General features: G+C 70.9%; 25 protein-coding genes and 1 pseudogene. 14 read left to right on the forward strand and 12 right to left on the reverse strand.

Features of this window, described 5'->3' with window-relative positions:
- Positions 1 to 121 precede the first annotated feature (121 nt).
- A complete protein-coding gene (locus LQ326_RS30775; protein WP_234542318.1) occupies positions 122 to 1,102 on the forward strand; it encodes an NAD(P)H-quinone oxidoreductase in 981 nt (326 codons plus the stop codon).
- A gap of 219 nt (positions 1,103 to 1,321) precedes the next feature.
- On the opposite strand, the gene LQ326_RS30780 is transcribed toward LQ326_RS30775, so the two are convergent.
- A complete protein-coding gene (locus LQ326_RS30780) occupies positions 1,322 to 2,005 on the reverse strand; it encodes a hypothetical protein (RefSeq protein ID WP_234542319.1) in 684 nt (227 codons plus the stop codon).
- 190 nt (positions 2,006 to 2,195) lie between these two features.
- On the opposite strand from LQ326_RS30780, the gene LQ326_RS30785 reads away from it, so the two are divergent.
- Complete coding sequence (locus tag LQ326_RS30785) at positions 2,196 to 2,735, forward strand: bacterial proteasome activator family protein (protein ID WP_268207761.1); 540 nt, start codon at positions 2,196 to 2,198, stop codon at positions 2,733 to 2,735.
- A 106-nt stretch (positions 2,736 to 2,841) separates the two neighbouring features.
- Here the strand turns inward: LQ326_RS30785 and LQ326_RS30790 are convergent, their stop codons facing one another.
- Positions 2,842 to 4,494, reverse strand: a complete 1,653-nt coding sequence (locus LQ326_RS30790) for a protein kinase domain-containing protein (RefSeq protein ID WP_234542320.1) — start codon at positions 4,492 to 4,494, stop codon at positions 2,842 to 2,844.
- A 318-nt stretch (positions 4,495 to 4,812) separates the two neighbouring features.
- Between LQ326_RS30790 and LQ326_RS30795 the strand changes: the two genes are divergently transcribed.
- Positions 4,813 to 6,393 carry a protein kinase domain-containing protein gene (locus LQ326_RS30795; RefSeq protein WP_234542321.1) on the forward strand — a complete coding sequence of 527 codons (1,581 nt, stop codon included), beginning with the start codon at positions 4,813 to 4,815 and terminating at the stop codon, positions 6,391 to 6,393.
- 70 nt (positions 6,394 to 6,463) lie between these two features.
- On the opposite strand, the gene LQ326_RS30800 is transcribed toward LQ326_RS30795, so the two are convergent.
- Positions 6,464 to 7,510: a phosphotransferase gene (locus tag LQ326_RS30800; protein ID WP_234542322.1), complete on the reverse strand. Its 1,047-nt coding sequence runs from the start codon at positions 7,508 to 7,510 to the stop codon at positions 6,464 to 6,466.
- 518 nt (positions 7,511 to 8,028) lie between these two features.
- Here LQ326_RS30800 and pdhA point away from each other — a divergent pair.
- The 3 genes from pdhA to LQ326_RS30815 are packed head-to-tail and all read left to right on the forward strand — an operon-like array spanning position 8,029 to position 11,688.
- Positions 8,029 to 9,264, forward strand: a complete 1,236-nt coding sequence (pdhA, locus tag LQ326_RS30805) for a pyruvate dehydrogenase (acetyl-transferring) E1 component subunit alpha (RefSeq protein WP_234542323.1) — start codon at positions 8,029 to 8,031, stop codon at positions 9,262 to 9,264.
- A gap of 2 nt (positions 9,265 to 9,266) precedes the next feature.
- On the forward strand, positions 9,267 to 10,247 hold the full coding sequence (locus LQ326_RS30810) for an alpha-ketoacid dehydrogenase subunit beta (protein WP_234542324.1): 981 nt from the start codon (positions 9,267 to 9,269) through the stop codon (positions 10,245 to 10,247).
- Between the two features lie 10 nt (positions 10,248 to 10,257).
- The gene (locus LQ326_RS30815) at positions 10,258 to 11,688 is read left to right on the forward strand and encodes a dihydrolipoamide acetyltransferase family protein (RefSeq protein ID WP_234542325.1); all 1,431 of its coding nucleotides are present in this window, start codon (positions 10,258 to 10,260) and stop codon (positions 11,686 to 11,688) included.
- Between the two features lie 150 nt (positions 11,689 to 11,838).
- Here the strand turns inward: LQ326_RS30815 and LQ326_RS30820 are convergent, their stop codons facing one another.
- On the reverse strand, positions 11,839 to 12,774 hold the full coding sequence (locus tag LQ326_RS30820) for a BRO-N domain-containing protein (protein ID WP_234542373.1): 936 nt from the start codon (positions 12,772 to 12,774) through the stop codon (positions 11,839 to 11,841).
- 173 nt (positions 12,775 to 12,947) lie between these two features.
- Between LQ326_RS30820 and LQ326_RS30825 the strand changes: the two are divergent.
- The 3 genes and pseudogenes from LQ326_RS30825 to LQ326_RS30835 all read left to right on the forward strand — a co-directional run.
- A pseudogene (locus LQ326_RS30825) lies at positions 12,948 to 13,040 on the forward strand (XRE family transcriptional regulator); the annotation flags it as partial.
- Positions 13,041 to 13,075: 35 nt separating this feature from the next.
- A complete protein-coding gene (locus LQ326_RS30830) occupies positions 13,076 to 13,261 on the forward strand; it encodes a DUF397 domain-containing protein (protein WP_234542326.1) in 186 nt (61 codons plus the stop codon).
- Positions 13,258 to 14,106 carry a dienelactone hydrolase family protein gene (locus LQ326_RS30835; protein ID WP_234542327.1) on the forward strand — a complete coding sequence of 283 codons (849 nt, stop codon included), beginning with the start codon at positions 13,258 to 13,260 and terminating at the stop codon, positions 14,104 to 14,106. The genes LQ326_RS30830 and LQ326_RS30835 overlap by 4 nt, the downstream gene beginning before the upstream one ends.
- Before the next feature lie 42 nt (positions 14,107 to 14,148).
- On the opposite strand, the gene LQ326_RS30840 is transcribed toward LQ326_RS30835, so the two are convergent.
- On the reverse strand, positions 14,149 to 15,048 hold the full coding sequence (locus tag LQ326_RS30840) for a D-alanyl-D-alanine carboxypeptidase family protein (RefSeq protein ID WP_234542328.1): 900 nt from the start codon (positions 15,046 to 15,048) through the stop codon (positions 14,149 to 14,151).
- Positions 15,049 to 15,244: 196 nt separating this feature from the next.
- On the opposite strand from LQ326_RS30840, the gene LQ326_RS30845 reads away from it, so the two are divergent.
- Positions 15,245 to 15,895: a GntR family transcriptional regulator gene (locus LQ326_RS30845; protein WP_234542329.1), complete on the forward strand. Its 651-nt coding sequence runs from the start codon at positions 15,245 to 15,247 to the stop codon at positions 15,893 to 15,895.
- Complete coding sequence (locus LQ326_RS30850; RefSeq protein ID WP_234542330.1) at positions 15,892 to 17,211, forward strand: MFS transporter; 1,320 nt, start codon at positions 15,892 to 15,894, stop codon at positions 17,209 to 17,211. Before LQ326_RS30845 ends, LQ326_RS30850 begins: the two co-directional genes overlap by 4 nt.
- Positions 17,212 to 17,314: 103 nt before the next feature.
- Here LQ326_RS30850 and LQ326_RS30855 read toward each other — a convergent pair whose 3' ends face one another.
- Positions 17,315 to 18,076, reverse strand: coding sequence for an SAM-dependent methyltransferase (locus LQ326_RS30855; protein ID WP_234542331.1), 762 nt, complete (start codon positions 18,074 to 18,076; stop codon positions 17,315 to 17,317).
- A 99-nt stretch (positions 18,077 to 18,175) separates the two neighbouring features.
- Positions 18,176 to 19,000: a maleylpyruvate isomerase family mycothiol-dependent enzyme gene (locus LQ326_RS30860; protein WP_234542332.1), complete on the reverse strand. Its 825-nt coding sequence runs from the start codon at positions 18,998 to 19,000 to the stop codon at positions 18,176 to 18,178.
- Between the two features lie 220 nt (positions 19,001 to 19,220).
- Here LQ326_RS30860 and LQ326_RS30865 point away from each other — a divergent pair, with 220 nt between their 5' ends.
- Entirely contained in the window at positions 19,221 to 20,039 is an 819-nt protein-coding gene (locus LQ326_RS30865; RefSeq protein WP_234542333.1) for a carbon-nitrogen family hydrolase, read from the forward strand.
- An 11-nt stretch (positions 20,040 to 20,050) separates the two neighbouring features.
- On the opposite strand, the gene LQ326_RS30870 is transcribed toward LQ326_RS30865, so the two are convergent.
- Positions 20,051 to 20,545: an LURP-one-related/scramblase family protein gene (locus LQ326_RS30870; protein ID WP_234542334.1), complete on the reverse strand. Its 495-nt coding sequence runs from the start codon at positions 20,543 to 20,545 to the stop codon at positions 20,051 to 20,053.
- A 195-nt stretch (positions 20,546 to 20,740) separates the two neighbouring features.
- On the opposite strand from LQ326_RS30870, the gene LQ326_RS30875 reads away from it, so the two are divergent.
- Both LQ326_RS30875 and LQ326_RS30880 read left to right on the forward strand, forming a co-directional pair.
- On the forward strand, positions 20,741 to 21,586 hold the full coding sequence (locus LQ326_RS30875; protein WP_234542335.1) for a calcium-binding protein: 846 nt from the start codon (positions 20,741 to 20,743) through the stop codon (positions 21,584 to 21,586).
- Positions 21,587 to 21,692: 106 nt separating this feature from the next.
- Entirely contained in the window at positions 21,693 to 23,561 is a 1,869-nt protein-coding gene (locus LQ326_RS30880) for a thioredoxin-like domain-containing protein (RefSeq protein WP_234542336.1), read from the forward strand.
- Between the two features lie 78 nt (positions 23,562 to 23,639).
- Here the strand turns inward: LQ326_RS30880 and LQ326_RS30885 are convergent, their stop codons facing one another.
- From LQ326_RS30885 to LQ326_RS30900, 4 genes are all read right to left on the reverse strand, one after another.
- Positions 23,640 to 23,798, reverse strand: a complete 159-nt coding sequence (locus LQ326_RS30885) for a hypothetical protein (RefSeq protein WP_181805044.1) — start codon at positions 23,796 to 23,798, stop codon at positions 23,640 to 23,642.
- 63 nt (positions 23,799 to 23,861) lie between these two features.
- Positions 23,862 to 24,776, reverse strand: a complete 915-nt coding sequence (locus LQ326_RS30890) for a glycosyltransferase family 2 protein (RefSeq protein ID WP_372497001.1) — start codon at positions 24,774 to 24,776, stop codon at positions 23,862 to 23,864.
- A 377-nt stretch (positions 24,777 to 25,153) separates the two neighbouring features.
- On the reverse strand, positions 25,154 to 25,390 hold the full coding sequence (locus LQ326_RS30895; protein WP_234542337.1) for a DUF6458 family protein: 237 nt from the start codon (positions 25,388 to 25,390) through the stop codon (positions 25,154 to 25,156).
- Between the two features lie 96 nt (positions 25,391 to 25,486).
- Entirely contained in the window at positions 25,487 to 26,809 is a 1,323-nt protein-coding gene (locus tag LQ326_RS30900) for a M18 family aminopeptidase (protein ID WP_234542338.1), read from the reverse strand.
- Positions 26,810 to 26,886 lie beyond the last annotated feature (77 nt).

Below are 26,886 nucleotides of genomic sequence, written 5' to 3' on the forward strand. Positions count from 1 at the left end.
CGGCGTCCAGCCACACGAACGGGTGAGCGACGAGGCTGTTCCGGACCCGGCGATCGCTGAGTTCTCCTCTCTCCGGAGGAGATCTGGAGGATTTTCCGGAGGAAGCAGTAGCGTCGGCCGCATGTACGCGATCACGATTCCCGAACCTGGTGGGCCCGAGGCGCTGGTGTGGGACGAGGTTCCCGATCCCGTGCCCGGCGAGGGCGAAGTGCTGGTCGAGGTGGTGGCCAGCGCCGTCAACCGTGCCGACATCCTGCAGCGGCAGGGCAACTACAGCCCGCCGCCGGGCGCCTCCCCGTACCCCGGTCTGGAGTGCTCCGGGCGGATCGCCGCGATCGGTCCCGCGGTCTCCGGCTGGTCGGTCGGCGACGAGGTGTGCGCACTGCTCGCGGGCGGCGGCTACGCCGAGAAGGTCGCCGTGCCGGCCGGGCAACTGCTGCCGGTGCCCGAGGGCCTGGACCTGAAGCAGGCCGCCGCGCTGCCCGAGGTGGCCTGCACGGTCTGGTCGAACGTCTTCATGATCGCCCACCTGCGCCCCGGTGAGACCCTCCTCGTGCACGGCGGCTCCAGCGGCATCGGCACCATGGCGATCCAGCTGGGCAAGGCGGTCGGCGCCAAGGTCGCGGTCACCGCGGGCACGAAGGAGAAGCTGGACTTCTGCGCCGGACTGGGCGCGGACATCCTCGTCAACTACCGCGAGCAGGACTTCGTCGCCGAGGTGAAGGAGGCCACCGGCGGCGCGGGTGCCGACGTCATCCTGGACAACATGGGCGCCAAGTACCTGGACCGCAACGTGCAGGCGCTCGCGGTCAACGGGCGGCTCGCGATCATCGGTATGCAGGGCGGCGTCAAGGGCGAGCTGAACATCGGCGCGCTGCTCGGCAAGCGGGCCGCGATCAGCGCGACCTCGCTGCGCGCCCGGCCGCTCGCCGAGAAGGCGGCCATCGTCGCCGCGGTGCGCGAGCACGTGTGGCCGCTGATCGCCCAGGGGCATGTCCGCCCGGTCGTCGACCGGGAACTGCCGATGGCCGAGGCGGCGCAGGCCCAGCGGGTGGTCGAGGCCAGCGAGCACATCGGCAAGGTCCTGCTGGTCGCCGGGTAGCGCCGTAGGGGCTGTCCGGCGGATCATGCCGCAGACGCGGGGGCCGGCACGCCCACCTGCGGCGTTGTCGTCGGTCGCCGACGTCCCCCAGCCTTCGGCCGGGAGGTGCCCCCACCGCGTCGACTCCCTCCTCCGCCTTGCAGTTGAACGCACCAGCCCCCGCTCACCCCGGTCGACAGTCACCCTTGCTTTCCTGCGACCTGATCCGCCGGACAGCCCCTATCCCCGCCGTACCCGCAGGCCGGCGAAGGCGAGGCCGAGCCCCACGCCGATCAGGACCAGGCCGCTGCCGAGCGGCAGGATGTCCCGCACGGGCTCGGTGTCGTCCTCCTGGCCCGGGCCCATGGCCTGGCCGGCGTCGGGGTGCGGCTGGGGCGCGCTGGGCGCCAGGACGGCTTCCCGGGACGGCGGTGCGGAGGAGGTGGCCGCTGGGCTCCCGGCGCCGCTCACCGCGGACTCCGTCGCCGTCGCCTCGTCGGAGTCGTCGGAGTCGTCGGAGAAATCGGGGTCGTCGGAGTCATCGGGATCGGCGGGGTCGGCGGGGGCGGCGGCATGGGCCGCAGCGGAGGAGTCGCCGGGAGTCGAGGAGACGCCGGGATCGGCCGAGTCGTCCGGGTCGTCGGCGACCTGGCCCTCGACCTTCGTCGCCGGTCCCTGGGGCCGCCCCGGTCGCGTCATTCCCTCGCCGGCCAGCGTGCCGGCCAGGGACGGTTCGGGGGTGGCCGAGGCGCTGGCGGAGTCCGAGGGCAGCGGCTCGGGGGCGTGCGCGACGGCCGTGCCGCACGGCAGCAGAACCGCCGCGAGGACGAGCAGCAGGCGGGCGAGCAGCGGACGGGCGGGAGTGAGCCGTACCGGGCCGGGCGGCCGGGTATCGGCGCGGGGGAGCCGCAGCCTTGGAGTCACGTCGGTGACCTCCTGGAGGACAGTCGTCGTCAGGGCCGACGATCACCAGCCTCACATTCGATGACATACCGGGCATTTCTTGTTCGGCCGATGGGTCTACCGCCGTGGTGCGGGGTGTTTCAGAACGGTGGATCGGCCGCGCCGGGGGGCACCACGCTGGTGAGGTGCACGGGTGCGAGAGAATGACGGCATGGAGATGCCGAGGAACGAACGGTCGCCCGAGAATCCGCAGATCCTGGTCGTGGGCCAGGACGGGATGGCACTCGGCGGCGGCAACGGGGACGAGGACTCCCGCGAGATCCCGGTGACGGAGATGGTGGAACAGCCCGCCAAGGTCATGCGGATCGGCAGCATGATCAAGCAGCTCCTGGAGGAGGTGCGCGCCGCTCCCCTCGACGAGGCCAGCCGGGTCCGGCTGAAGGAGATCCACGCCAGCTCCGTGAAGGAGCTGGAGGACGGTCTGGCCCCCGAGCTGGTGGAGGAGCTGGAGCGGCTCTCTCTGCCGTTCACCGAGAACACGACCCCCTCGGACGCCGAACTGCGCATCGCGCAGGCCCAGCTGGTGGGCTGGCTGGAGGGGCTGTTCCACGGGATCCAGACCACCCTGTTCGCCCAGCAGATGGCCGCCCGCGCCCAGCTCGAGCAGATGCGGCGCGCGCTGCCGCCGGGCGTCGGCGACCAGGGCGAGGAGCACGGCCCGGCCGGCCGCTCCGGTGGACCGTACCTCTAGACACTCCCTGGACCCTGGATCACCCCGAGACGGCGAAGGGCCCGGCGTACCACCGCCGGGCCCTTCCTACTGCCTTCTTCCCGCGTGCCACGCGCCGTGCCGCGCGTCAGCCGGTCGGCGGGTTGCCCGTCGACACCTTGAGCTCGATGGTCGGCACGTGCCTCGGGTCGACGTCGGTGCCGGAGGACGGGAACTGCTCCATGACCGTGCCGTCGCCGTAGGTGTTCTCGTCCACGGAGACGATCTTCATCTGCCATCCGGCGGCCTGGAAGCACTCCTTGACCGACCTGATGTACTTGAACTTGAAGTCCGGGATCTGGATCTTGGCCGGGTCGTCGTAGGACTCCTGCGGTTCGGTGCACTCGGTCTTCTCGATGGTCTTCGAGGTGTCGGGCCCGCGGTAGCCGGAGGCGTGCGAGGCCGCGGCGCTCGCGGTTCCGCCACCGCCGCTGCCGCCACCGCCGGCGTTGTCGTCCCCGCCGCCGTTGTTCAGTGCCAGGGCGACGACCAGGCCGATCACCGCGACCAGTGACACCGCGATCGACCCGATGACCACCGGCCGGTTGCTCTTCCCGCCGCCGGAAGGGGCCGGGGGCGTGAGGTTGTACGGCGGCGGGGTCGACGGCGGCTGCTGGGCGTACCCGGCCGGCGTCTGGTAGCCCGCCTGCTGCGGATAGCCGTACGCCGGAGCGGGAGCCGGAGCGCCGTACGGGTTCGGCGTCGGCTGGTACGGCGTCCGCACCGGCCCGGGAGGCGCCGGCGTCGCCTGGCCGACCGGCGGGAACACCGCGGAGCCGACTCCGGCACCGCTCTGCGTCGGCGCGCTGCCCGGGACGATGCTCGGCGCGGCGGGCTGGAGCGAGGCGGCGATCCGCAGGCACTCGTCGCGCATGGACTCGGCGGTCGGGAAGCGCTCGTTCGGGTTCTTCTTCAGCGCGCGGGCGACCAGCGCGTCCACGCCCGGGGGAAGGGCGCGGTTGATCGAGGAGGGGGCGACCGGCTCCTCCTGGACATGCGCGTAGGCGATGGCCAGCGGCGAGTCGGCGTCGAACGGCAGCCGCCCGGTGACCAGCTGGAACAGCATGATGCCGACCGAGTAGAGGTCGGAGCGGGCGTCCACGCCGCGGCCCAGTGCCTGCTCCGGGGAGAGGTACTGCGGGGTGCCGACGACCATGCCGGTCTGGGTCATCGAGGTGACCCCGGACTGCATGGCGCGGGCGATGCCGAAGTCCATCACCTTGACGACCCCGCGCTTGGTCATCATCACGTTGCCGGGCTTGATGTCGCGGTGGACCAGCCCCATCTCATGGCTGATCTCCAGCGCGGCCAGCACGTCGGCGGTGATCCGCAGCGCCTTGTCGGCGGGCATCGCGCCGTACTGCCGTACGTCCTCCTCCAGCACCGATCCGAGCGGGCGCCCCTCGACGTACTCCATGACGATGTACGGCACGGTCGGACCGGACCCCGCGGCGGAGTCGCTGACGGGCAGCGTGTCCTCGCCCGTGTCGAAGACGGAGACGATGTTGGTGTGCGTGAGCTTGGCCACTGCCTGGGCCTCGCGGCGGAAGCGCTCGCGGAAGGCCTGTTCCCGGCCGAGCTCGGTGTGCAGGGTCTTGATCGCGACCTGCCGGTCCAGGACGGTGTCGTACGCCAGGTGCACGGCGGCCATGCCGCCCTCGCCGAGCAGGTCGCGCAGTTGGTAGCGGCCACCGGCCAGCGCCCGCCCCGCGTAACGGCCATGTGTGCCGTCCTGGCTCATTTTCCCCGTCCCCCGCCCGGCATTCAGGCACCCTTGTTGATCGAATGTCCCATTCCCGGCCAAGTCTGCCCGAGGGCACCGACACGTCAAGCGCGGTGCCCGTTCCGTGACCGTACGCGAAAGAAGACCCGCGCAAGCGTTACGGCGGCCGTACCTCAGGTACACAGAATTTGCACGGCGGCGCGTGGTACGGGTTTGATGGCCGGTCCGTCCATGGACCGGAACCCGGACCGACGGGTCGCGCGGAGGCTGTAGCGTGGCCGACGGAGACCGTGACAACACCGCGCGCACCGCGGGCAGAAACGACGGCGAGGACCGATGGCACAGACGCACAGCGCCCAGGGCCCGTCCGACCCCGAGGCGACTGGCGGCGGCATGTCAGACGCGCCGGAGATGTGGGGCAACCAGGGCCTGGTCGGCGACGGCCGGTACCGGCTGACCCACCGGCTCGGGCGGGGCGGCATGGCCGAGGTGTTCGCGGCCGAGGACGTCCGGCTCGGCCGGACCGTGGCAGTGAAGCTGCTCCGGGCCGATCTCGCCGAGGACCCGGTCTCCAAGGCCCGCTTCACGCGCGAGGCACAGTCGGTCGCCGGGCTCAACCACCACGCGATCGTGGCGGTGTACGACTCCGGCGAGGACGTGGTCGGCGGCCAGTCCGTGCCGTACATCGTGATGGAGCTGGTCGAGGGCCGCACCATCCGCGACCTGCTGATCAACGCCGAGGCGCCGGGCCCCGAGCAGGCCCTGATCATCGTCTCCGGGGTGCTGGAGGCGCTGGCCTACTCGCACCAGCACGGCATCGTGCACCGCGACATCAAACCGGCCAACGTGATCATCACGCACAACGGCGCCGTCAAGGTGATGGACTTCGGCATCGCCCGCGCCCTGCACGGCGCGTCCACGACGATGACGCAGACCGGCATGGTCATGGGCACGCCCCAGTACCTCTCCCCGGAACAGGCGCTCGGCAAGGCCGTCGACCACCGCTCCGACCTGTACGCCACCGGCTGCCTGCTCTACGAACTCCTCGCCCTGCGGCCGCCCTTCACCGGCGAGACCCCGCTGTCGGTGGTCTACCAGCACGTCCAGGACATTCCGGTGCCGCCGTCCCAGACCTCCGAGGGCGCCGCCCCGCCGGAGCTGGACGGCCTGGTCATGCGCTCGCTGGCCAAGGAGCCCGACGACCGCTTCCAGACCGCCGAGGAGATGCGCGGCCTGGTCCAGTACGGCCTGCAGATGCTGTACGACCAGGGCGCGCACACCGGCACCTGGAACACCGGCCCGGTCACCGTGCACGACGGCCGGTACACCCCGGCGGCCGGTTTCGCCGGTACGACCGTGATGCCGCACCCGACGACCGGCGCCGGGACCACGCAGATCCCGCAGCCGATCCTGCCGGGCGGCTACGGCGGCGACGACGGCGGCTTCGAGGGGCACGGCAACCGGGGCAGCGGCCGCGGCAAGCTGTGGATCCTCGCCGTCCTCGCGGTGATCGCCATCGCGGCGGGCGTCGCGCTGGCGCTGAACAAGGGCGGGGGCGGCGACGGCGGCACCGGTGCCTCGCCGTCCCCGACCGCCTCGCAGACCACCAAGGGCGAGACGCCCAGCTCCAGCCCGTCGGACGAGGCCACCTCCTCGGCCACCAACACGGAGACCGGTAACAGCGGCTCGAGCACCGGGAACAACGGCGGCTACACGCCGTCGCCGACCCCGACCTACAGCCAGACCCAGCAGCAGAGCAGCGAGCCGACCAACCAGCCGAGCGACACGGCGAGTGCCTCGCAGCCGACCGACACCGCCAGCTCGCCGGACGCGCCGCCCTCCGACACGACGGGCACGGGCGGCACCGGCGGGACCGCCGCCGGCTCGATCGCCGGCACCGGCGTGGGCGGCGGTTGAAGGACACCGACACCCTTCGGCTGAGCGGCCGCCGCCGGCCGCCGCCGGTCGCTTGTCGGCCGTTACCGCGTCACTGGACGAAGGCGTCGCACACCGCGTCGTACTCCCTGGTCCACCACACGGCGAGTGCCGAGGCGGCCGGGAACTGGGGGTCCGCACGGGTGTCGCCGCGCTCGTAGTGCCAGCGCAGCATCCAGAAGTCGTTGAGCCGCTCCCACCACACGCGGTGCACGGCCGCCGCCAGCTCCGAGGGCGTGGCCCCGGCAGCGCGCCGGTACGCCCGCGCGTACGCCCGCACCTTCCGCAGGTCGAGCGCCCCCGCCGGACGCACGAAGAAGATCACGGCGGCGCGTACGGCCTCCTCCGCCCGGGGCTGCACGCCGAGCCGGTCCCAGTCGACGATCGCGGCCGGGGCGTCGTCGTCCGTGTAGAGCAGGTTGAACGGGTGGAAATCGCCGTGCACCCAGCCCACCGAGGCACCGCGCGGGGGGCGCCTCGCGGTGTGCTGCTCCAGGAGCGCACGGCGTTCGAGCAGCCGGTGGCGGGCGAGTTCGTCGAAGGCGTCGGCGGGGCGGCGCCGGTCGACGTGGGCGAGCAGGTCGTCGATGAGCGCGAAGGTGTCGGCGGGGTCGGCGCTCTCGACGGGATGGGGACCGGTGGCCGGGCGGGTGCGCCCCTTGGGCGGCATCACGCGCTCCAGGCAGGCGTGCACGGCGCCGAGGAGTGCCCCGAGCCGCGCGCACTCCCCGCGCGTGAGCTGTCCGCCGTGCCGGTGCCGGCCGTCGATCCAGGGGTGCAGCGCGTAGGCGTGGCCGCCGACGACGGCGACCGTACGGCCGTCGCGGTCGGCGAGGGCCGGGGCGACCGGGACACCGAGGGCGGCCAGCCGCAGGGTGGCCAGATGACGTCGCTCGATGGCGGCCGGGTCGGCGGTGTCGGGGTCGAAATGGTGCTTGAGGAAGTACCGGCCGCGGGTGGTGCAGAGGCGGTAGCCGCGGTTGAGCAGGCCCTGTTCGACCGGCTCGCAGGCGAGCGCGGAACCGGCGGCGTACAGCCGGAGCAGGGCGCCCAGAGGGGGCGCGTGAGATACGAGGGGGGGTACACATAAGCGCGGCACGCGCCAGATGGTAGGGCAAGTATACCAGCTGTGAGCTGGGCGTTGTCACAGGAAGTCGCCGACGGTCGCGTTCGGTCACGCGATGGGTCATGGCGAATGCAAGTGCGAAAGATGCGCCCCGGAGACCGGGTGCGGGGCATAGGGTCGGGGCGCCGCGCGCCGTGTCCGGCGCGCAGACTGGACCCCGTGATGTCTTCCCGTGACCCCGGGCGGCGGGATAACGTGCCGTTGCTCCGGCCTCCTGCAAGGCTCTGACCAGCGACCTTCCGACCCGCGTCGACTTACTTGGAAATCCAAGCAAAAAATACTTGGATTTCCAAGCAAAAACGCAGGTCAGGAGGGGTTTCCCAGAAATGTGGAGCACTGGGTAACGTGCTTGTTGCAGGGCGCTCGCCGGGGCACCTGTTACGCCTGTTCCCGGCCGAGTGGCACCCACCCCGTGCCACGGGTGTCGGAAACAGGTGAGCCGCACTGGTTCACCCGGCAACCCCGGGGGCCGGACCGACGGAGGAGCACACGTGACCGTGGACAGCAGTGCCGCGAGCGAACCGCGACGCAGCGCCGCAGGCAAGGCCGGTACCACCGGCAGCAAGACCGGCACCAAGCGCACCACCCGCACCACCAGCCGAAGCACCACGCGTGCCGCCACTGGCAGTGGCACGCGCACGAGCACCGATCCCGAGCTCGTCCAGCTGCTGACGCCCGAGGGCAAGCGGGTCAAGAACGCCGAGTACGACGCGTACGTCGCCGGGATCACCCCCGAGGAACTGCGCGGCCTGTACCGCGACATGGTGCTCACCCGCCGCTTCGACGCCGAGGCCACCGCCCTGCAGCGCCAGGGCGAGCTGGGCCTGTGGGCGTCCCTGCTCGGCCAGGAGGCCGCCCAGATCGGCTCCGGCCGGGCCACCCGCGAGGACGACTACGTCTTCCCGACCTACCGCGAGCACGGCGTCGCCTGGTGCCGCGGGGTCGACCCGACCAACCTGCTGGGCATGTTCCGCGGCGTCAACCACGGCGGCTGGGACCCCAACAGCAACAACTTCCACCTCTACACGATCGTCATCGGCTCCCAGACGCTGCACGCCACCGGCTACGCGATGGGCGTCGCAAAGGACGGCGCGGACAGCGCGGTGATCGCCTACTTCGGTGACGGCGCCTCCAGCCAGGGCGACGTCGCCGAATCGTTCACCTTCTCCGCGGTCTACAACGCCCCGGTCGTGTTCTTCTGCCAGAACAACCAGTGGGCGATCTCGGAGCCCACCGAGAAGCAGACCCGCGTCCCGCTCTACCAGCGCGCCCAGGGCTTCGGCTTCCCCGGCGTCCGGGTCGACGGCAACGACGTGCTGGCCTGCCTCGCGGTCACCAGGTGGGCGCTGGAGCGCGCCCGCAGCGGCGAGGGCCCGACGCTGGTCGAGGCGTTCACGTACCGGATGGGCGCCCACACCACCTCCGACGACCCCACCCGCTACCGGGGCGACGAGGAGCGGCTGGCCTGGGAGGCCAAGGACCCGATCCTGCGCCTTCGCCGGTACCTGGAGGCCTCGAACCACACGGACGACGGGTTCTTCGCGGAACTCGAAGCCGAGTCCGAGGCGTTGGGCAAGCGAGTACGCGAAGCGGTACGGGCCATGCCGGACCCGGACAAATTCGCCATCTTCGAGAACGTGTACGCGGACGGGCACGCGCTCGTCGACGAGGAGCGAGCCCAGTTCGCCGCCTACCAGGCGTCGTTCGCGGACGTAGAGGGGGTCTGACCATGGCAGCGGAAAAGATGGCTCTGGCCAAGGCGATCAACGAGTCGCTGCGCCGCGCGCTGGACTCGGACCCCAAGGTCCTCGTCATGGGCGAGGACGTCGGCAAGCTCGGCGGCGTCTTCCGCGTCACCGACGGTCTGCAGAAGGACTTCGGCGACAGCCGCGTCATCGACACCCCCCTCGCCGAGTCCGGCATCGTCGGCACGGCGATCGGCCTCGCGCTGCGCGGCTACCGCCCGGTGGTGGAGATCCAGTTCGACGGCTTCGTCTTCCCGGCGTACGACCAGATCGTCACCCAGCTCGCCAAGATGCACGCCCGCTCGCTGGGCAAGGTCAAGATGCCGGTCGTCGTCCGCATCCCCTACGGCGGCGGCATCGGCGCGGTCGAGCACCACTCCGAGTCGCCGGAGTCGCTGTTCGCGCACGTGGCGGGCCTGAAGGTCGTCTCGCCCTCCAACGCCTCCGACGCGTACTGGATGATGCAGCAGGCCATCCAGAGCGACGACCCGGTGATCTACTTCGAGCCCAAGCGCCGCTACTGGGACAAGGGCGAGGTCAACACGGAGGCCATCCCGGGTCCGCTGCACAAGGCCCGGGTGGTCCGTGAGGGCACCGACCTGACCCTCGTCGCCTACGGCCCGATGGTGAAGCTCTGCCAGGAGGCCGCCGACGCGGCCGCCGAGGAGGGCAAGTCGCTGGAGGTCCTGGACCTGCGGTCCGTCTCCCCGATGGACTTCGACTCGATCCAGGCCTCGGTCGAGAAGACCCGCCGCCTGGTCGTGGTCCACGAGGCACCGGTCTTCTTCGGTTCGGGCGCGGAGATCGCCGCCCGCATCACCGAGCGCTGCTTCTACCACCTGGAGGCGCCGGTTCTCAGGGTCGGCGGCTACCACGCCCCCTACCCGCCGGCCCGCCTGGAGGACGAGTACCTGCCGGGCCTTGACCGGGTGCTCGACGCCGTCGACCGTGCCCTGGCGTACTGAGGAGAGGGTCGTGACGACGATGACGGAAGCGTCCGTACGCGAGTTCAGGATGCCGGACGTGGGCGAGGGGCTCACCGAGGCCGAGATCCTCAAGTGGTACGTGCAGCCCGGTGACACGGTGACCGACGGTCAGGTGGTGTGCGAGGTCGAGACGGCGAAGGCGGCCGTCGAACTCCCCATCCCCTACGACGGCGTGGTCCGCGAGCTGCGCTTCGCCGAGGGCACCACGGTGGACGTGGGCACGGCGATCATCGCGGTCGACGTGACGGGCGGGGCGCCGGCCGCCGAGCCCGCCGCGGCCCCGGCCGCGGCCGCGGCGCCAGAGTCGGAGAAGAAGCCGGAGGGCCGCCAGCCGGTCCTCGTCGGCTACGGCGTGGCGGCCTCCTCCACCAAGCGCCGCCCCCGCAAGGGCCCGGAGGTCACGGTCGCGGAGGCGGCGGTCCAGGCGGCGGTCCAGCAGGAGCTGAACGGCCACGCCCCCGCTCCGGCCCCCGCCCCCGCCCCTGCCCCCGTCCCGGCCGCCGGGGATGGCCCCCGTCCGCTGGCGAAGCCGCCGGTGCGCAAGCTGGCGAAGGACCTGGGCGTCGACCTGGCCACGGTGACCCCGTCCGGCCCGGACGGCATCATCACCCGCGAGGACGTGCACGCCGCGGTGGCGGTGCCGGAACCGGTGGCGGCGGCCGAAGCGCCGGCACCCGCCGCTCCCATGGCAGCCCCCGCCGTCGCGTCGTACGACACCGCCCGCGAGACCCGCATCCCCATCAAGGGTGTCCGCAAGGCGATGGCGGCGGCCATGGTCGGCTCCGCGTTCACCGCACCCCACGTCACCGAGTTCGTGACGGTGGACGTGACGCGCACGATGAAGCTGGTGGAGGAGCTGAAGCAGGACAAGGACCTGCAGGGCCTCCGGGTCAACCCCCTCCTCCTCATCGCCAAGGCGTTGCTGGTCGCTATCAAGCGCAACCCGGACATCAACGCGTCCTGGGACGAGGCGAACCAGGAGATCGTGCTCAAGCACTACGTCAACCTGGGCATCGCCGCGGCCACCCCGCGTGGCCTGATCGTGCCGAACATCAAGGACGCCCACGCGAAGACACTCCCGCAACTCGCGGAGGCGCTCGGCGAGCTGGTCGGCACGGCCAGGGACGGCAAGACGTCGCCCGCCGCGATGCAGGGCGGCACGGTGACCATCACCAACGTCGGCGTCTTCGGCGTCGACACGGGCACGCCGATCCTCAACCAGGGGGAGGCGGCGATCCTGGCCGTCGGCGCGATCAAACTCCAGCCGTGGGTCCACAAGGGCAAGGTGAAGCCGCGTCAGGTCATGACCCTGGCCCTGTCCTTCGACCACCGGCTGGTGGACGGAGAGCTGGGCTCCAAGGTGCTGGCGGACGTGGCGGCGATTCTGGAGCAGCCGAAGCGGTTGATCACCTGGGGGTGAACCTTCCGCGCCCCTCTCTGACCTGTGCGGACGCTAAGAGCGTAAGTTCTCCTTACGGTCTCGCGGACACTCTCGGGCCGGGGTAATAGGCTGACGTCGGGCGGCCGCAACTACGGATTGCGACCGCCCACTTCCCTTCCTTCGCCGCTCTCAGGGCTGGTTCAGCACGTAGACCGGCGCCCCGTCCTCCGTCCCACCTCGCGAGTGAATGCAGGCGTGCTTGCGCAGCAGACGGAGACACTCGTTGACGCGGTGCACCGTCAGGCCGGTACGCCCGGCGATCGATTCGAGCGGCTCGCGCAGCTCACCCTTCTCGACGAGGACGGGGGCGATCACGACGGCCACCGTCCATACGTCCTCGGTCACGGACAACCGCCGCCGCCAGTCGGCGAGTACGGACTCGGTGGTCGGGAGGGCCGTGGGCCCGCCGTGGGGCGTACGACGTTCGAGGACGGGGGCGTCGAGCCGGTCCGCGATGCGTTCCATGGCGTGCACCATGGCTTGCTGCACGGCGAGTGAGGCTTTCTGGAGCTCGATCGATTCGCGCTGACCGTTCGCCAACTGCTCATCGAGCTGAAGGTTGTGCGCCTCAAGACGGACGATGGCCTCGGCCACTTGCTCAGGCATGGCGTACGCGATGGGTGCGCCCGGCTCGGTCGGCTGCACCTCGGCTTCTTCGAGAGTGTAAGAACCCTCTCGCTGAACTGTCTCGATGACCTCCGCGACCCACTGCTTGAAGGGGGCGCAGGCGGGCTTCGTACAGGCCTGGACGAGGAGGATCAGACCTTGGAGATCGATGAGATTCAGGTCTCGGCGCCACTCCCTACCTGCGGGAATGCTGAGACCGTGACCTCCAGTCACGGTCTCAAGACACTCTCGATGCGCCTCCGGTACGTGATCCGCCAGTGCCTTACCAGGCGTGGTGTATCCGAGTTCCTTGCAGACATCCACCGCCGGAAACCAGCGCCTCCCGTCCGGCACGGTCAGCCGTCGTACTCGCGCTCCGGTCGCCGCGTACACGAAGTCGCTGATGTCGATGGCCTCGTGGCGGCCGGCGGGTTTCGCCTTCTTGTCGGGTTCGTTCATGTGAACCACCTCCGCCGCGGAACCTAGGGTGAAAAAAAATCGAATATGCCAGTCAAATACCCTGATATTCATGAATGCGAGGGAAGAACTCGCGTTCTGCTGCGGTGAGCGGCTCGGGTATGGCAAAGGCCGTCGCAGCGGTGGTCCCCTTCGTCGCCGGTTCCCACCCTGGCATGACCAGCTCTTTCAACGTCGTTTCGTTCGCTGGACCCGGCGCGATGGACGTGGTCTACATGGACACGAGCTCGTCTACGCTGTGGCTGGAGAGTGAGAGGGACGCATTCGCAAGGAGTTGTGAGCGGTGCCGTTCTTTCAGTTCGTCAAGTCCAGCTACAGCAGCGGCAACGGTGAGTGCGTCGAAGTCGCCCGCAACATTCCCCGTGTCGTGGCTGTCCGGGACTCCAAGGACGTGGGCGGGCCAATGATCCGGGTCTCTGCGTCGGCCTGGGCATCGTTCGCGATATCCGTGGGACGCTCTCGGGTATGAGCGCTCGCCGGGCACCGGCCGTGGACCCGGGATCGGCACTCGAGTGGGGCGACCGGCACGCTGTTGACGGCAGCGCCGTAGAGCGGACGTTTCTTCTGGACAGGCGGACCGGCGCTGTTCCGGGCGTGCTCTGGCTGCCGTCCGCGTCCCTCTCGTCGCCGCCCGCCCTGGTCCTGCTGGGGCACGGTGGCAGCGGGCACAAGCGAAGTGAGCGCATCGTCGGCCTGGGCCGTTGGTTCGCCGCACGGGGCATTGCCGCTCTCGCGATCGACGGGCCGTACCACGGTGACCGGGTTCCCGGTCCGTTGAGCGTCGCGGAGTATCAGTCCCGCCTGGTCGAAGAAGGGATCGACGTCGTTCTCGACCGGATGGCCGAGGACTGGCAGGCGTGTGTGGACGCTGTCGCCGGCGTGGGTGTCGTCGACGGGGACAACCTCGGCTATCTCGGGATGTCCATGGGAACCCGCTTCGGCCTCCCCCTGACGGCCACCCTGGGGGACCGGCTCCGCTGCGCGGTCCTGGGCAAGTTCGGCCTCGGCCAGGCCCCGGCCCTGCCCAGCGGACTGGCTGTCCCGGAACGCGTCGCGACGGACGCCGGACGGACCACCGCCCCCGTCCTGTTCCACATCCAATGGGATGACGAGATCTTTCCCCGGGACGGGCAACTGGCCCTCTTCGAGGCGTTCGGGTCGAGGGAGAAGGCGCTGGTCGGTTTCACCGGCCGCCATGGCGAGACCCAGGACGCTGCCGTCGACCTGTGGCGGGACTTCGTGTGCCGCCACCTTGCCGCCGGCTGGGCCGAGGGCGGGGAAAGGCGAAGGCCCGCCGCGGACCTTCCGTTCTAGTGGTCGCTGCGGCGGGCCTTCGTCGGATCGGTGCGCGGTGGGTCAGATCTTCGAGAAGCCGTAGTTGAGGAGCTTCGTGGCGTCCGTCGCGCGCTGTGCGTACGTGGTGGAGGCGAGGACGGTGCCGATGACCGTCTTGCCGTTGCGGGTCGCGGCGAAGACGAGGCAGGCGCCCGCCTCGGGGCCGGAACCGGTCTTCACGCCGATGGCGCCGCTGTAGCTGCTGAGCAGCGTGTTGGTGTTGGTCCAGGTACCCATGGTGCGGGTGGAGCCGGTCTTGGTGATCGTCTTCGCCGTGTACGCCTTCGTCTTGACGACCGTGCGGAACGTCGAGTTCTTCATCGCGCTGCTGGCGATTTTCGTCAGGTCGCGCGGCGTCGAGTAGTTGTTGCCGTTGCCGATGCCGTCGAAGGAGTCGAAGTGGGTGTGGGTCAGGCCCAGGTTCTTCGCGGCGGTGTTCATCTTGGAGATGAAGTTGGCGACGCGCTTGGCGCGGGTGGTGCCCGAGCCGTACGTGTCCGCGAGCGCGTAGGCGGCGTCGCAGCCGGACGGCAGCATCAGCCCGTAGAGCAGCTGACGGACGGTGACCTTGTCGCCGACGATCAGGTGCGCCTGGGAGGCGTTGTTGGCGACGACGTAGTCGCTGTACGCCTTCTGGATCGTGACCTTCTTGTCGAGGTTCAGGTTCGACTGTGCGAGCACGACCTTGGCGGTCATGATCTTCGTCGTGGAGCCTGTCGAACGCTTGGTGTCGGCTGCCTTCGTGTACAGCGTCTTCGCGTTCGCGTTGTTCATGACGTAGCCGCCCTTGGCCACGATCGAGGGCGCGGTGACGGCCTGCGCGGGAGCCGCGGTGAGGGCGCCGGTGGCGAGCATCGCGCCGGACGTGACGGCGACGGCGACGGCCCTGCGGAGAGTGGTGCCCTTATTACCGGTAATCAACTGAAATACCCCGAGTCGAGTCGAGTCGTAATGCCCCTGGCGTGCGGCCGAGTTGGGGGTGCCAAAGCGAGTGGGGCCGCACGAGTGTGACACGTAAGTAGCACAGATGGTTGTGCGGCCGCTGAGAGCGATTTACCTCACGTCCGGATCGTGGACCCGATGCACGTTGCGTACGTGTTGTATCTAAGCTGTGGGCATGAGCCTGGCCGTCAAGCAGCCCCCCGCCGCCGACCGTGTCTACTCCCATGTCAAGCAAGGAGTCCTGGACCGCCGTTACGAAGGCGGCACGCTCCTCACCGAGGGCGAGCTGGCCGAGGCCGTGGGAGTCTCCCGCACCCCGGTACGCGAAGCACTGCTGCGTCTCGAGGTCGAGGGCCTGATCAAGCTCTACCCGAAGAAGGGCGCCATGGTGCTGCCCGTCTCCGCGCAGGAGATCGCGGACGTGGTGGAGACCCGGATGCTGGTCGAGGAACACGCGATGCGCAGGGCCGTACCCGCGTCCGCGCGGCTGGTGGCCCGGCTTCAGGAACTGCTCGACCGGCAGAAGGCCGAGGCCGCCGCCGGCGACCTGGCCGCGGCGGCCGTCACGGACCGCTGCTTCCACGCCTCGATCGTCCGCGACGGCGGCAACGAGATCCTCTCCCGCCTCTACGACCAGCTCCGCGACCGCCAGTTGCGGATGGGCGTCGCGATCATGCACGCGCACCCCGACCGCATCGCCAAGTCGCTGACCGAGCACGAGGAGATCCTGGACGCGCTGCGTGCCGGGGACGCCGAGCGCGCGGTCGCGCTGGTGCACCGGCACGTCGACTGGTTCTCGCACCTGGCGCGGGGTGAGGTCCGATGAGCCGCGCCGGCGCGTCGTTGCCCGGGTCCCCTCCCCCGAAGGGGGCACCGCCGGGCGGCCGCCGGGCCGTCGTGGTCTGGGGCACAGGCGTCTCGGTCTACTTCGTCGCCGTCATCTTCCGTACCTCCCTCGGAGTCGCGGGCCTGGACGCCGCCGACCGCTTCCACGTGGGCGCCTCGGCCCTGTCCACGTTCTCGATCCTCCAGCTGCTGGTCTACGCCGGCATGCAGATACCCGTCGGCCTGCTCGTCGACCGCCTCGGCACGAAGAAGATGCTGATCATCGGCGCGGTGCTGTTCACCGGGGGTCAGCTGGGCTTCGCCTTCTCCCCGTCGTACGGCACCGCGCTCGCCTCGCGCGCGCTGCTGGGCTGCGGTGACGCGATGACGTTCATCAGCGTGCTGCGGCTCGGCACCCGCTGGTTCCCGGCCCGGCGCGGCCCGCTCGTCGCCCAGCTCGCCGGTCTGGCCGGCATGGCGGGCAACCTCGTCTCCACGCTGGTCCTGGCCCGGCTGCTGCACGGCGTCGGCTGGACGCCGGCGTTCGCGGGCAGCGCCCTGGCCGGTGCGGTCGTCCTGGTCCTGGTGTTCCTGTTCCTGAAGGACCACCCCGAGGGACACGAGCCGGAGCCCTTCCCGCACCACGGGGCGGCGTACGTGCGCAAGCAGATCGCCGCGTCCTGGCGGGAGCCGGGGACCCGGCTCGGTCTGTGGGTGCACTTCACCACCCAGTTCCCGGCGATGGTGTTCCTGCTGCTGTGGGGGCTGCCGTTCCTGGTCCAGGCGCAGGGGCTGTCCCGCGCCACGGCCGGTGAGCTGCTCACCCTGGTCGTCCTCTCCAACATGGTGATCGGCCTCGTCTACGGCCAGATCGTCGCCCGGCACCACGCGGCGCGGCTGCCGCTGGCGCTGGGCACGGTCGCGGCGACGACCGTGGTGTGGGCGGCGACGCTGGTGTACCCGGCCGACCACGCGCCGATGTGGCTGCTGGTGGTGTTGTGCGTGGTGCTGGGGGCGTGCGGGCCCGCGTCGATGATCGGCTTCGACTTCGCGCGTCCCGCCAACCCGCCCGAGCGGCAGGGGACCGCGTCGGGGATCACCAACATGGGTGGGTTCGTGGCCTCGATGACGACGTTGTTCCTGGTGGGCGTGTTGCTGGATGCCACCGGCGACAACTACGCGGTGGCCTTCTCGTGCGTGTTCGTGCTGCAGGCGCTCGGGGTGAGCCAGATCCTGCGGTTGCGCGGGCGGGCGGTTCGGCGGGAGCGGGAACGGCTGGTGGCGAGCCGGGTGGAGACGGTGCACGTGCCTGCGTGACTCTTTCGCCCACCCGCGCACTGCCCACCCGCGCACCGCCCGCCTGTGGGGGCGCCCGCCGTCGGCGGCTTTCCGTGCGTGTGATCAGTGACGATCAGTGGGATCAGGCCGTCGGCACGAGGGTCAGGTACGCCATCCCCAGCACGCCCCGGTACGTCAGCCAGGCCGCGCGGTGGGCGTCGAGGCGTTCGCGGGTCTCCGTCGCCACGGGGTGGCCGGGGTTGGCCGCCAGCCATACCTCGGTGTCCGCCTGGTACGCCGACTCGAACTCCTCCCACTCGTCCGGGTTCGCCGTCTCGATCCACTCCGGGCGGAAGCCGGCGGCCACCGTCAGGCCGACCAGGGCGGCCAGGTCGTGGTGGTCGGTGGCCGAGGCGCCCGGCCACATCCCGGCCAGCTCCGCCTCGGTCGGGGCGCGCTGCCAGAAACCCTCGCCGAGCAGGACGCGCCCGCCGTCGGCCACCAGCCGCCGCAGCTCCCGCAGGGCGGGCACCAGGTCGTCGCTCAGCGCCTGGCTCGCCCCGACGCACAGCACCACGTCGGCCGGGCCCCGGCCGGTGCCCACCGCCGACTCCTCGGCGAACTCCACCCGGCCGGCCAGTCCCCGCGCCCGCGCGGTTCGCCGCCCCCGCTCCAGGTCCGCCGCGTTCACGTCCACCCCGACACCCCGTGCCTGCGGTACGGCCGTCAGCAGCCGGAGCATCAACTCGCCCCAGCCGCAGCCGACGTCCAGCACGCTGCCGGGCCGCGGGCCCGCGAGACGCCGTACCATCGCGGCCGCGCGGGCCTCGGAGAGCGGGCCGTGGAAGGTGAGCCGGGTGAGGCGGGGCGGGAGGTCGTCCCGCGGTGCGGTGGCTGTGGTCATGCGGGGAAAGATAGGCCGCGACGGCCGCCGCGGGGCACTGAATTAACGGCGCACCCGGCTCCCGCCTCTTTCCCGATTCTTACGGCGTGACCGCGATTCTTACGGCGTGACCGTGAAGTTGCGCAGGACCGCCGCCGTCAGCTCCGGGTCGCCCTCCGCCTTCACCCGGTCCGCGACCGCGTCCGGGGTGGTGCGGCCGCAGGCCAGGCGGACGTAGGTCTCCCAGTCCAGGATGAAGGTGGCGGCGGGGCCGAGGGCGGGAGCCGTTTCGAGGGTGCCGCGGCCCTGGATGTCGATGCGGATGGTGCGCAGGAACTCGATGGGGCCGTGCACGTCGAAGACGACCGCCGAACTGCGTGGTGCGTTCGACTTCTCGGCGACGACGGCGGGCAGCTCGCCGAGCAGCACGTCCCGGGCGATGTGCGCGCCGGGGGAGTCGAGGTTGCCGGGGCGGCCGAGGGCGGCCCGCAGATCCTGCTCGTGCACCCACACGTTGAACGCGTGGCCGCGCATGGACTCCTCGAGGGTGAGCTCGCTGCCGAGCGGACCGCGCACCTTGGCGCCCGGGTCCCGCGACTCGTTCCGCAGCTGGCGGTTGCGGCGGATGATCACGTACTCCAGCTCGGAGGTCATCTCCGGCGCCGTGTGGTGGCGGCGGACGTCGACCTGCATCTCCATGTAGCGCTGCTGGTCGTTGGTGACGTGGAAGAGGTCACGCGGCAGGGCGTGGATGGGGCGCGGATCGCCGAGCATCTCGCAGTCCAGGCCGATGACGTGGGAGACCACATCCCGCACCGACCAGCCCGGGCACGGTGTCCGCCGGTTCCACTCGCCCTCGACGAGCGGCGTCACCAGCTCGGATATCGCTTCGATGGAGTGGGTCCAGGCGTCGGCGTAGGGCTGGAGGGTGGGATGCAGACTCACGGAACGGGACCCCTCGGCGGTCGGTACTCGGGCAGGTGGTGGCGGCGCTGCCAGTGGGCGGTGGCTGCTGTCGGCGGGTGTCTTGAGACTCCCCCAGTTCTCGAACTGCGCTCGAACCGGGGGGACCCCCAAGTTACGCTGCTGTGAGGCACCCCGGCAGTGCTTTCGTGTGACGATCGTAGGCCCGTGTGAACGGCTCGAATGCCAGGACGGTGGTAGTGTGCGCGCCTCGCTCATCCAGATCGATGTAAACGAGGGCGAAACGGTCGAATCTCGTCGGCAACGCGTGACCGCCCTGGTGCGCGAGCAGGCGGCTGCCGACCTCGTCGTGCTGCCCGAACTGTGGACGACGGGCGCGTTCGCCTACGAGCGGTTCGCCACGGAGGCCGAGCCCCTCGAAGGCCCGACGTACGAGGCGATGGCGAAGGCGGCGAGCGACGCGGGGGTCTGGCTGCACGCCGGCTCCATCCCCGAACGGGCTCCGGCCGACAGCGGCTCCGCCGCGGGGGACGGCCCCCTCTACAACACGGCTCTCGTCTTCTCCCCCTCCGGTGAGCTGGCCGCGGCCTACCGCAAGATCCACCGCTTCGGCTTCGACAAGGGCGAGGCGGTGCTGATGGGCGCGGGACAGGAACTGGTGACGGTCCGGCTGCCCGAGACCACGCTTGGCGTGGCCACCTGCTACGACCTCCGTTTCCCCGAACTCTTCCGCGGACTCGTCGACGCCGGCGCGGAGACGCTGCTGGTCTCGGCGGGCTGGCCCGAACGGCGACGGGCGCACTGGACGCTGCTGGCCCAGGCGCGGGCGGTCGAGAACCAGGCGTTCGTGCTCGCGTGTGGAACGGCCGGGACGCACGCCGGAGTTCCGCAGGCGGGTCACTCGATCGTGGTGGATCCGTGGGGCGAGGTGCTGGCCGAGGCGGGCGCCGGCGAGGAGGTCCTCACCGTCGACCTGGACCCGGCCAGGGTCGCCGTGACCCGCGAACAGTTCCCGGCCCTCAAGGACCGCCTCCTGGGCCTTGCGCCCCCGCGCCGTTAGCCGTACGTCCGTCAGTCCCCCTCCCGCTCCTTGCCGGCGAGGTGGATCACGCACACCGCCACCGCGATCAGCAGCGCCGGGTCCGCGTCGTCCCGGACGACGTCGACGCCGTAGGTCTCCCGCACGTGCAGCCAGCGCCGGGAGACCACGGCCAGCAGCTCACCGTCGTACTCGACGGCGAACTCCCGGTCGAGGATCTTGCCGCTGACGTCGAGTTCGGTGCCGTCGGCCAGATGGACCCGGTAGTGGTTGCGCAGCAGGGACAGCCGCTTGCGCCTGATGGTCGCCAGGGGCTCGCCCGCGCGTTCGAGCACCATGGTGTCGCGCAGGGCGAACATCTTCTGGTGGATGTCGACGAGCACGCGCCCCTGCCGGTCCTTCAGCTCGAACGTGTCGCGCAGCCGCATGGCCTTGCCGTCGACGAGGAACACCTTGTCGCCGTGCTCGTCCTCGATCCAGTAGTCCTCGCCGAAGCCGAGGAGCCGGTCGCGTACCAGGAATCTCATACCGCTACCGTTCCCCGCCGGGTGCCGGACATCACTGTCCGGCCGGCCGAACCGTCGGGCGGACAGGTGTCTCGCAGGTGAACTTTCCGTACGGGGGCGCGCGCCGCCCAACCAGGGGCGGGGGTTCCGAGTCGAACGGTGTGCAAGTCCTCACGAACGATCCGCGCGTTCCCGTTCCTCCCGGAGGTACCTCGCATGACACGTATGTCCCGCGTGCGCACGGCCGTTGCGGCCCTCGCCCTCGGCACGGCCCTGGCCGCGCCCCTCGCCCTGGCCGGCACCGCCGCCGCGGCCACGTCCTCCGCCACCGCCTCGGTCAACCAGTACGACTGGCAGCTCACCTACAAGGCAGCCGCCGGTCAGGCCAACAAGGCCACGGTCACCGCGTCCCTCACTGCGGACCGTACGGGCATCGCCTATGTGATCGACGACGTCGTCCCGATCACCGCGGGCCACGGCTGCGCTCATCCCGACAGCGCGGACCACACCAAGGTCTCCTGCAGGGTCGCCCTCGTGGACAGTCAGGACCCGTACGCCGCGCTGATCGTGAGCCTCGGCGACCGCGACGACACGCTCGCCTACAAGAACGCCACGGACCAGATCTATTTCTACGCGCAGATCTCACTCGGCACGGGCAACGACAAGGCCACCGACTCCGGCCGCCTCGACGGCGCCTACGTCTCGGGCGACGCGGGCAACGACACCGTCACCGTCGGCGCGGAGGGCCTGGCCTGGGGCGGCGACGGCAACGACACGATCAACGCGAGCGGCGGAGACAACATCGTCCAGGGCGGCAAGGGCGACGACAAGCTGCACGGCGGCAACGGCGCCCAGAACCTGTCCGGCGACGCGGGCAACGACACGATCACCGGCGGTACCGGGAACGACACCCTGTACGGCGGCACGGGCAACGACGTGCTGTACGGCAACAGCGGGAACGACAAGCTGTACGGCAACAGCGGCAACGACAGGCTGTACGGCGGAGCCGGCCGGGACACCCTCTCCGGCGGCCCCGGCACGGACGTGGTCCGCCAGGACTGAGACCGCTCGCCGCAGGCACCTGTGGACTTGTCCGCCTTGTCGATCTCGTCGATCTTGTCCACAGGTGTCTGAACGGCTGTCGGAGACAGGTGGCACCCTTGGAGCCATGACCCACTCCGCACCCCGACGCGCACGTGTCCGTGCCCCCGAGCTGACCGGCAAGGGCGGCTGGCTGAACACCGGCGACAAGCAGTACACCCTCGCGGACCTGCGCGGGCGCATCGTCGTCCTGGACTTCTGGACGTTCTGCTGCATCAACTGCCTGCACGTCCTGGACGAGTTGCGCGAGCTGGAGGAGCAGCACCGGGACACCGTGGTGATCATCGGGGTGCACTCGCCCAAGTTCGTGCACGAGGCCGAGCACCAGGCGGTCGTCGACGCCGTGGAGCGGTACGGCGTGGAGCACCCGGTGCTGGACGACCCGGAGCTCGCCACCTGGAAGCAGTACGCGGTCCGGGCCTGGCCGACGCTGGTCGTCATCGACCCCGAGGGGTACGTCGTCGCCCAGCACGCCGGCGAGGGCCACGCGCACGCGATCGCGCGGCTGGTGGAGGAGCTGGAGGCGGAGCACGAGGCGAAGGGCACCCTGCGGCGCGGCGACGGTCCGTACGTGCCGCCGGAACCCGAGCCGACCGCGCTGCGCTTCCCCGGCAAGGCGCTGCTGCTGCCCTCGGGGAACTTCCTGGTCAGTGACACCACCCGGCACCAGCTGGTGGAGCTGGCCGACGACGCGGAGACGGTCGTACGACGGTTCGGCTCCGGCGCGCGCGGTCTCGTCGACGGCCCGGCGGACACCGCCTCCTTCAACGAGCCGCAGGGTCTCGCGCTCCTCGGCGACGGCTCGGTGGTCGTCGCCGACACCGTCAACCACGCCCTGCGCCGCCTCGACCTCGCCACCGGTCGGGTGACCACCCTCGCCGGCACCGGCCGCCAGTGGTGGCAGGGCTCCCCGACCTCCGGTCCGGCCCGCGAGATCGACCTGTCCTCCCCCTGGGACGTGGCGGTCTTCGGCGGCCGGGTGTGGATCGCCATGGCGGGCGTGCACCAGCTGTGGGCGTACGACCCGGACGGGGACACCGCCCAGGCTCTCGGCTCCGGGGGAGGAACGGTCGCCGTGGCCGCCGGCACCACCAACGAGGGACTGGTCGACGGGCCGCCGGACGAGGCCTGGTTCGCGCAGCCGTCCGGCCTCGCGGCCACCGCCGACCGCCTCTGGGTCGCCGACTCCGAGACGAGCGCCCTGCGCTGGGTCGGCCTGGACGGCCATGTCCACACGGCCGTGGGCACCGGCCTCTTCGACTTCGGCCACCGGGACGGCGCGGCCGGCCAGGCCCTGCTCCAGCACCCGCTGGGCGTGACGGCCCTGCCCGACGGCTCGGTCGCGGTGTCCGACACCTACAACCACGCGCTGCGCCGCTACGACCCGGCGACCGGCGAGGTCACCACGCTGGCGACGGATCTGAGAGAGCCGAGCGACGCGGTCCTGGCAGGCGACGACATCGTGGTGGTCGAGTCGGCCCGCCACCGCCTGACCCGGCTGCGGCTGCCCGAGGAGGCGGTCCGGGTGGAGTCGGTCGCCCACCGCACCCGGCGCGCGGCGACCGACGTCGCTCCCGGCGGGCTCCGCCTGGACGTGATCTTCCAGGCCCCGGCGGGCCAGAAGCTCGACACGCGTTACGGCCCGTCGACCCGCCTCCTGGTCTCCTCGACCCCGCCCGAGCTGCTCCTCAAGGGCGAGGGTGCCGACACCGACCTGTCGAGAGACCTGGAGCTGAACCCGGCGATCGACGAGGGCGTCCTGCACGTCTCGGCGATGGCGGCGTCCTGTGACGACGACGAGGCGAACCAATATCCGGCCTGCCATGTGCACCAGCAGGACTGGGGGGTGCCGGTGCGGATCACGGAGGGCGGGGCGAGCCGGCTTCCTCTTGTCCTGGCCGGTATGGATCAGGACGCCCAGCAACGGGACGCCTAGGAACAGAGGGGGGCGACCCGCGGCTGCCGCCGCGCGGGCGCGCCCAGCCCCGCTCACCCGCGGACGAAGTACGGCCGGCTACCGCCTGCGGGGAGCCAGCTTGAACAGCGCCACCCCGGCCGCCACCAGGGTCGTGGCCGCCACCACTATCGCCATGCTGTTGATCCACAGCCCGGTGGCGGCCAGGGTCGCGCCCCCGGCGCCCGCGGTGCCCGCGCCGATCACTCGTCCGTACATCGTGCTTCTCCTCTGAGGGTTGAAGGTGGGGGTCAGGGTCGGTGCGGTTGCCCGGCGACGGGCTCAGGTCGCCACCCACTTCTCCTCGCTGCGGCGTATCAGCCCCCACAGCGAGGAGAAGTAGACGGCGTGCTGGAAGAGGTCGTAGAGCATCTCCGGGACCATCAGCGCGGCGACCAGGACGGCCTTCGGCCCGGCCCGCCGTACCGAGACGGTCTTCTCGACCATGAAGATCAGGCCGATCGCCGTCCAGAACGGCGAGAGGCCGGGCCAGCCGTACAGGGTGGTGTACGTCGCCATGTAGGTCAGGTAGATCAGGAAGGAGAGCGCGCCGAAGCCCATCAGGAACTGCTGGAGGAAGTAGCGGGCGGTGACCTGGGTCCAGCCGTAGTCGCGGAGGTTCTCCAGGGCGCCGCGCTGCCACCGCAGCCGCTGGTGCCAGAGTTTGGGGAGTGTCGGCATGACCTCGGTGGTGACCGCGCAGCCCGCCGGGGACATCGCCCGGTAGCCGAGGGTCTTGACCGCCTTGGTCATCTCGTCGTCCTCGGTGAGCGAGGCGAGGCTGTAGTAGCTGCTCCCGCCGCCGAGCTCGCCGGAACGGCGCGCCGCGCGGACCTCGCGCAGCACGCGGGCGCGGAACATCGTGCCGGTGCCGGTGAGGACCTGGGCCTTGCCGCCGGTGCGGTCCAGTTCCCAGGCGTAGCGGTGGAACTCCATGCGCTGGAGCAGGCCGAGGAAGCCGCCGCCGTCCTCGCCGTAGAAGACCCCGCCGACCGCGCCGACCTTGCGGTTGAAGGTGGCGAGCGCGGTCTCGACGAACCAGGGGTTGCCAACTGGTTGCCGGGAGCGCGGTGCACAAGGGTGGTTTAGCCCGATCGTGTGGCAGTCGGCGTCTGGGCTTGCGGTGGCTTGGGCTGTTCGGGCTACGGTGATCGTGCGACCTGGGACGCCGGGTGCGGCGCCTGAGGGTACCTTCAGCGGTAGTTGGGGGAGTGCGGGGCCCCTGCTCCACCAGAGTGATGGTGCAGGGCCTCCCCGTCGCCTCTGGCCGCACTCACATGGCCAGGTCGTGGAGGGAGTCGGCCTCCCGGGATCGGACCACGGACAAGATCCGTTTCGCTGCCCCGGGGCTGAGTACGCCGGGGACCAGTGCGCCCAAGACCGTTCGGGGCGTGCGGCTGAGTTGGCTCAGTCCAAAGGAACGGTTGAGGACGGTGTCGGCATCCTGCATGAATTGCAGGTCGCAGCCGTTCATGTGGGGCAGTACCCAGGTGATGTCGTCCGTTGCCGTCGGTGCGATTGTCGGCGGCAACGACGATCAGGGCAAGCTGCCAGGTCTGGTGCTGTGGTTCGGTTTACGCGCCGTAACCATCACGCCCGTGATGGTGCCGTTCCTCCTCGACCACGGCCGTCGGCGGCACGACGACCCGGCGGCGCCGGGCGATGCTGCTGAACGTGGCGACTCCGATGATGCCGACGGCCATCAGGATCAGGCCCACGACGTCGAGGTTGACGCCCTGCATGTGCCAGTCGGTCGCGAACGCGAGGATGGCCCCCACGGCGATGAGGATGATGCACCCGCCGAGCCCCATGAGCGTTGCCTCCCCTTCAGGTTCGGTGGCTTGGTTCACACCGGGTACCCAGGGGCGGGCGGGCCATGTGCGGCCGCGCCCTACGGCTGCCCGCAACTACCCTTCCAGGAACGCCACCAGCGCGTTCGCCAGCAGGAACGGGTCGTCGGCGCCGCACAGTTCGCGGGCGCTGTGCATGGAGAGGATGGCCGCGCCGATGTCCACGGTCCGGATGCCGTGGCGGGCCGCGGTGATCGGGCCGATCGTGGTGCCGCAGGGCATCGAGTTGTTGGAGACGAAGGTCTGGAAGGGCACCCCGGCCTTGTCGCAGGCGGCGGCGAAGATCGCCCGGCCCGAACCGTCGGTGGCGTAGCGGTTGTTGACGTTGACCTTGAGGATCGGGCCGCCGTTCGCGCGCGGCTGGTGCGTCGGGTCGTGGCGCTCCGGGTAGTTGGGGTGGACGGCATGGCCCATGTCGGAGGAGAGGCAGACGGTGCCCGCGAAGGCTCTCGCCCGGTCCTCGTACGACCCGCCGCGCGCCAGCACCGTGCGCTCCAGCACGCTGCCGAGCAGCGGACCGTCCGCGCCGGTGTCGGACTGGGAGCCGGTCTCCTCGTGGTCGAAGGCGGCGAGGACGGGGATGTACGGCAGTTCCGCGCCGCCTGCCGCGACGGCCGCGAGGGCCGCCGTGCCGGCGTGCACGGAGAGCAGGTTGTCCATCCGGGGACCGGCCAGCAGCTCCTGGTCGCGGCCCAGGTAGGCGGGCGGTTCCACGGCGTAGGTCATCAGGTCCCAGCCGGTCACCGAGCCGGCCGGCAAGCCCGCCTCGTGCTCCAGGAAGGCGATCAGGTCGCCGTCGCGGACGTCGTCGCCGAGACCCCAGACCGGCTGCAGGTGGCGCTGTTTGTCGAGCTTGAGGCCATCGCTGTTGACCGAGCGGTCCAGGTGGATGGCGAGCTGGGGCACCCGCAGCAGCGGCCGGTTCACGTCGACGAGGCGGGTGGAGCCGTCGCGCAGGCTGAGCCGTCCGGCCAGGCCCAGGTCCCGGTCGAGCCAGGAGTTCATGAGCGGTCCGCCGTAGATCTCCACGGCGACCTGGCGGAAACCGTGCGCCCCGGCGTCCGGGCGGGGCTTGACCCGCAGGTTCGGGGAGTCGGTGTGGGCGCCGACGATCCGGAACGGCGTGTGGGGCGCGGCGCCCTCCGGGACGTACCAGGCGATGATCGCGCCGCCGCGCAGCACGTACCTGCCGCCCGACCCCGCGGCGGAAACCGCTGATGACTCCGCGTCCCAGGCGTCCGTCTCGGCGACCTGCCGGAAACCGGCCTTCTCCAGCCGGGCGGCGGCGTTCGCCACGGCGTGGTACGGCGTGGGACCGGCCGCGAGGAAGGACATCAGGTCGTCGGTGTGGCCGCGATCGAAGCGGGAGGGTTCGCTCATGCTCTTCACCTTAACGACGCGCGGTGGCCCGCTCCCGGGAAGGAGCGGGCCACCGTGGGGGAACCTGTGCCGGTCGG

The sequence above is a fragment of the Streptomyces shenzhenensis genome (assembly GCF_021462265.1).
GTDB lineage: Bacteria > Actinomycetota > Actinomycetes > Streptomycetales > Streptomycetaceae > Streptomyces > Streptomyces shenzhenensis.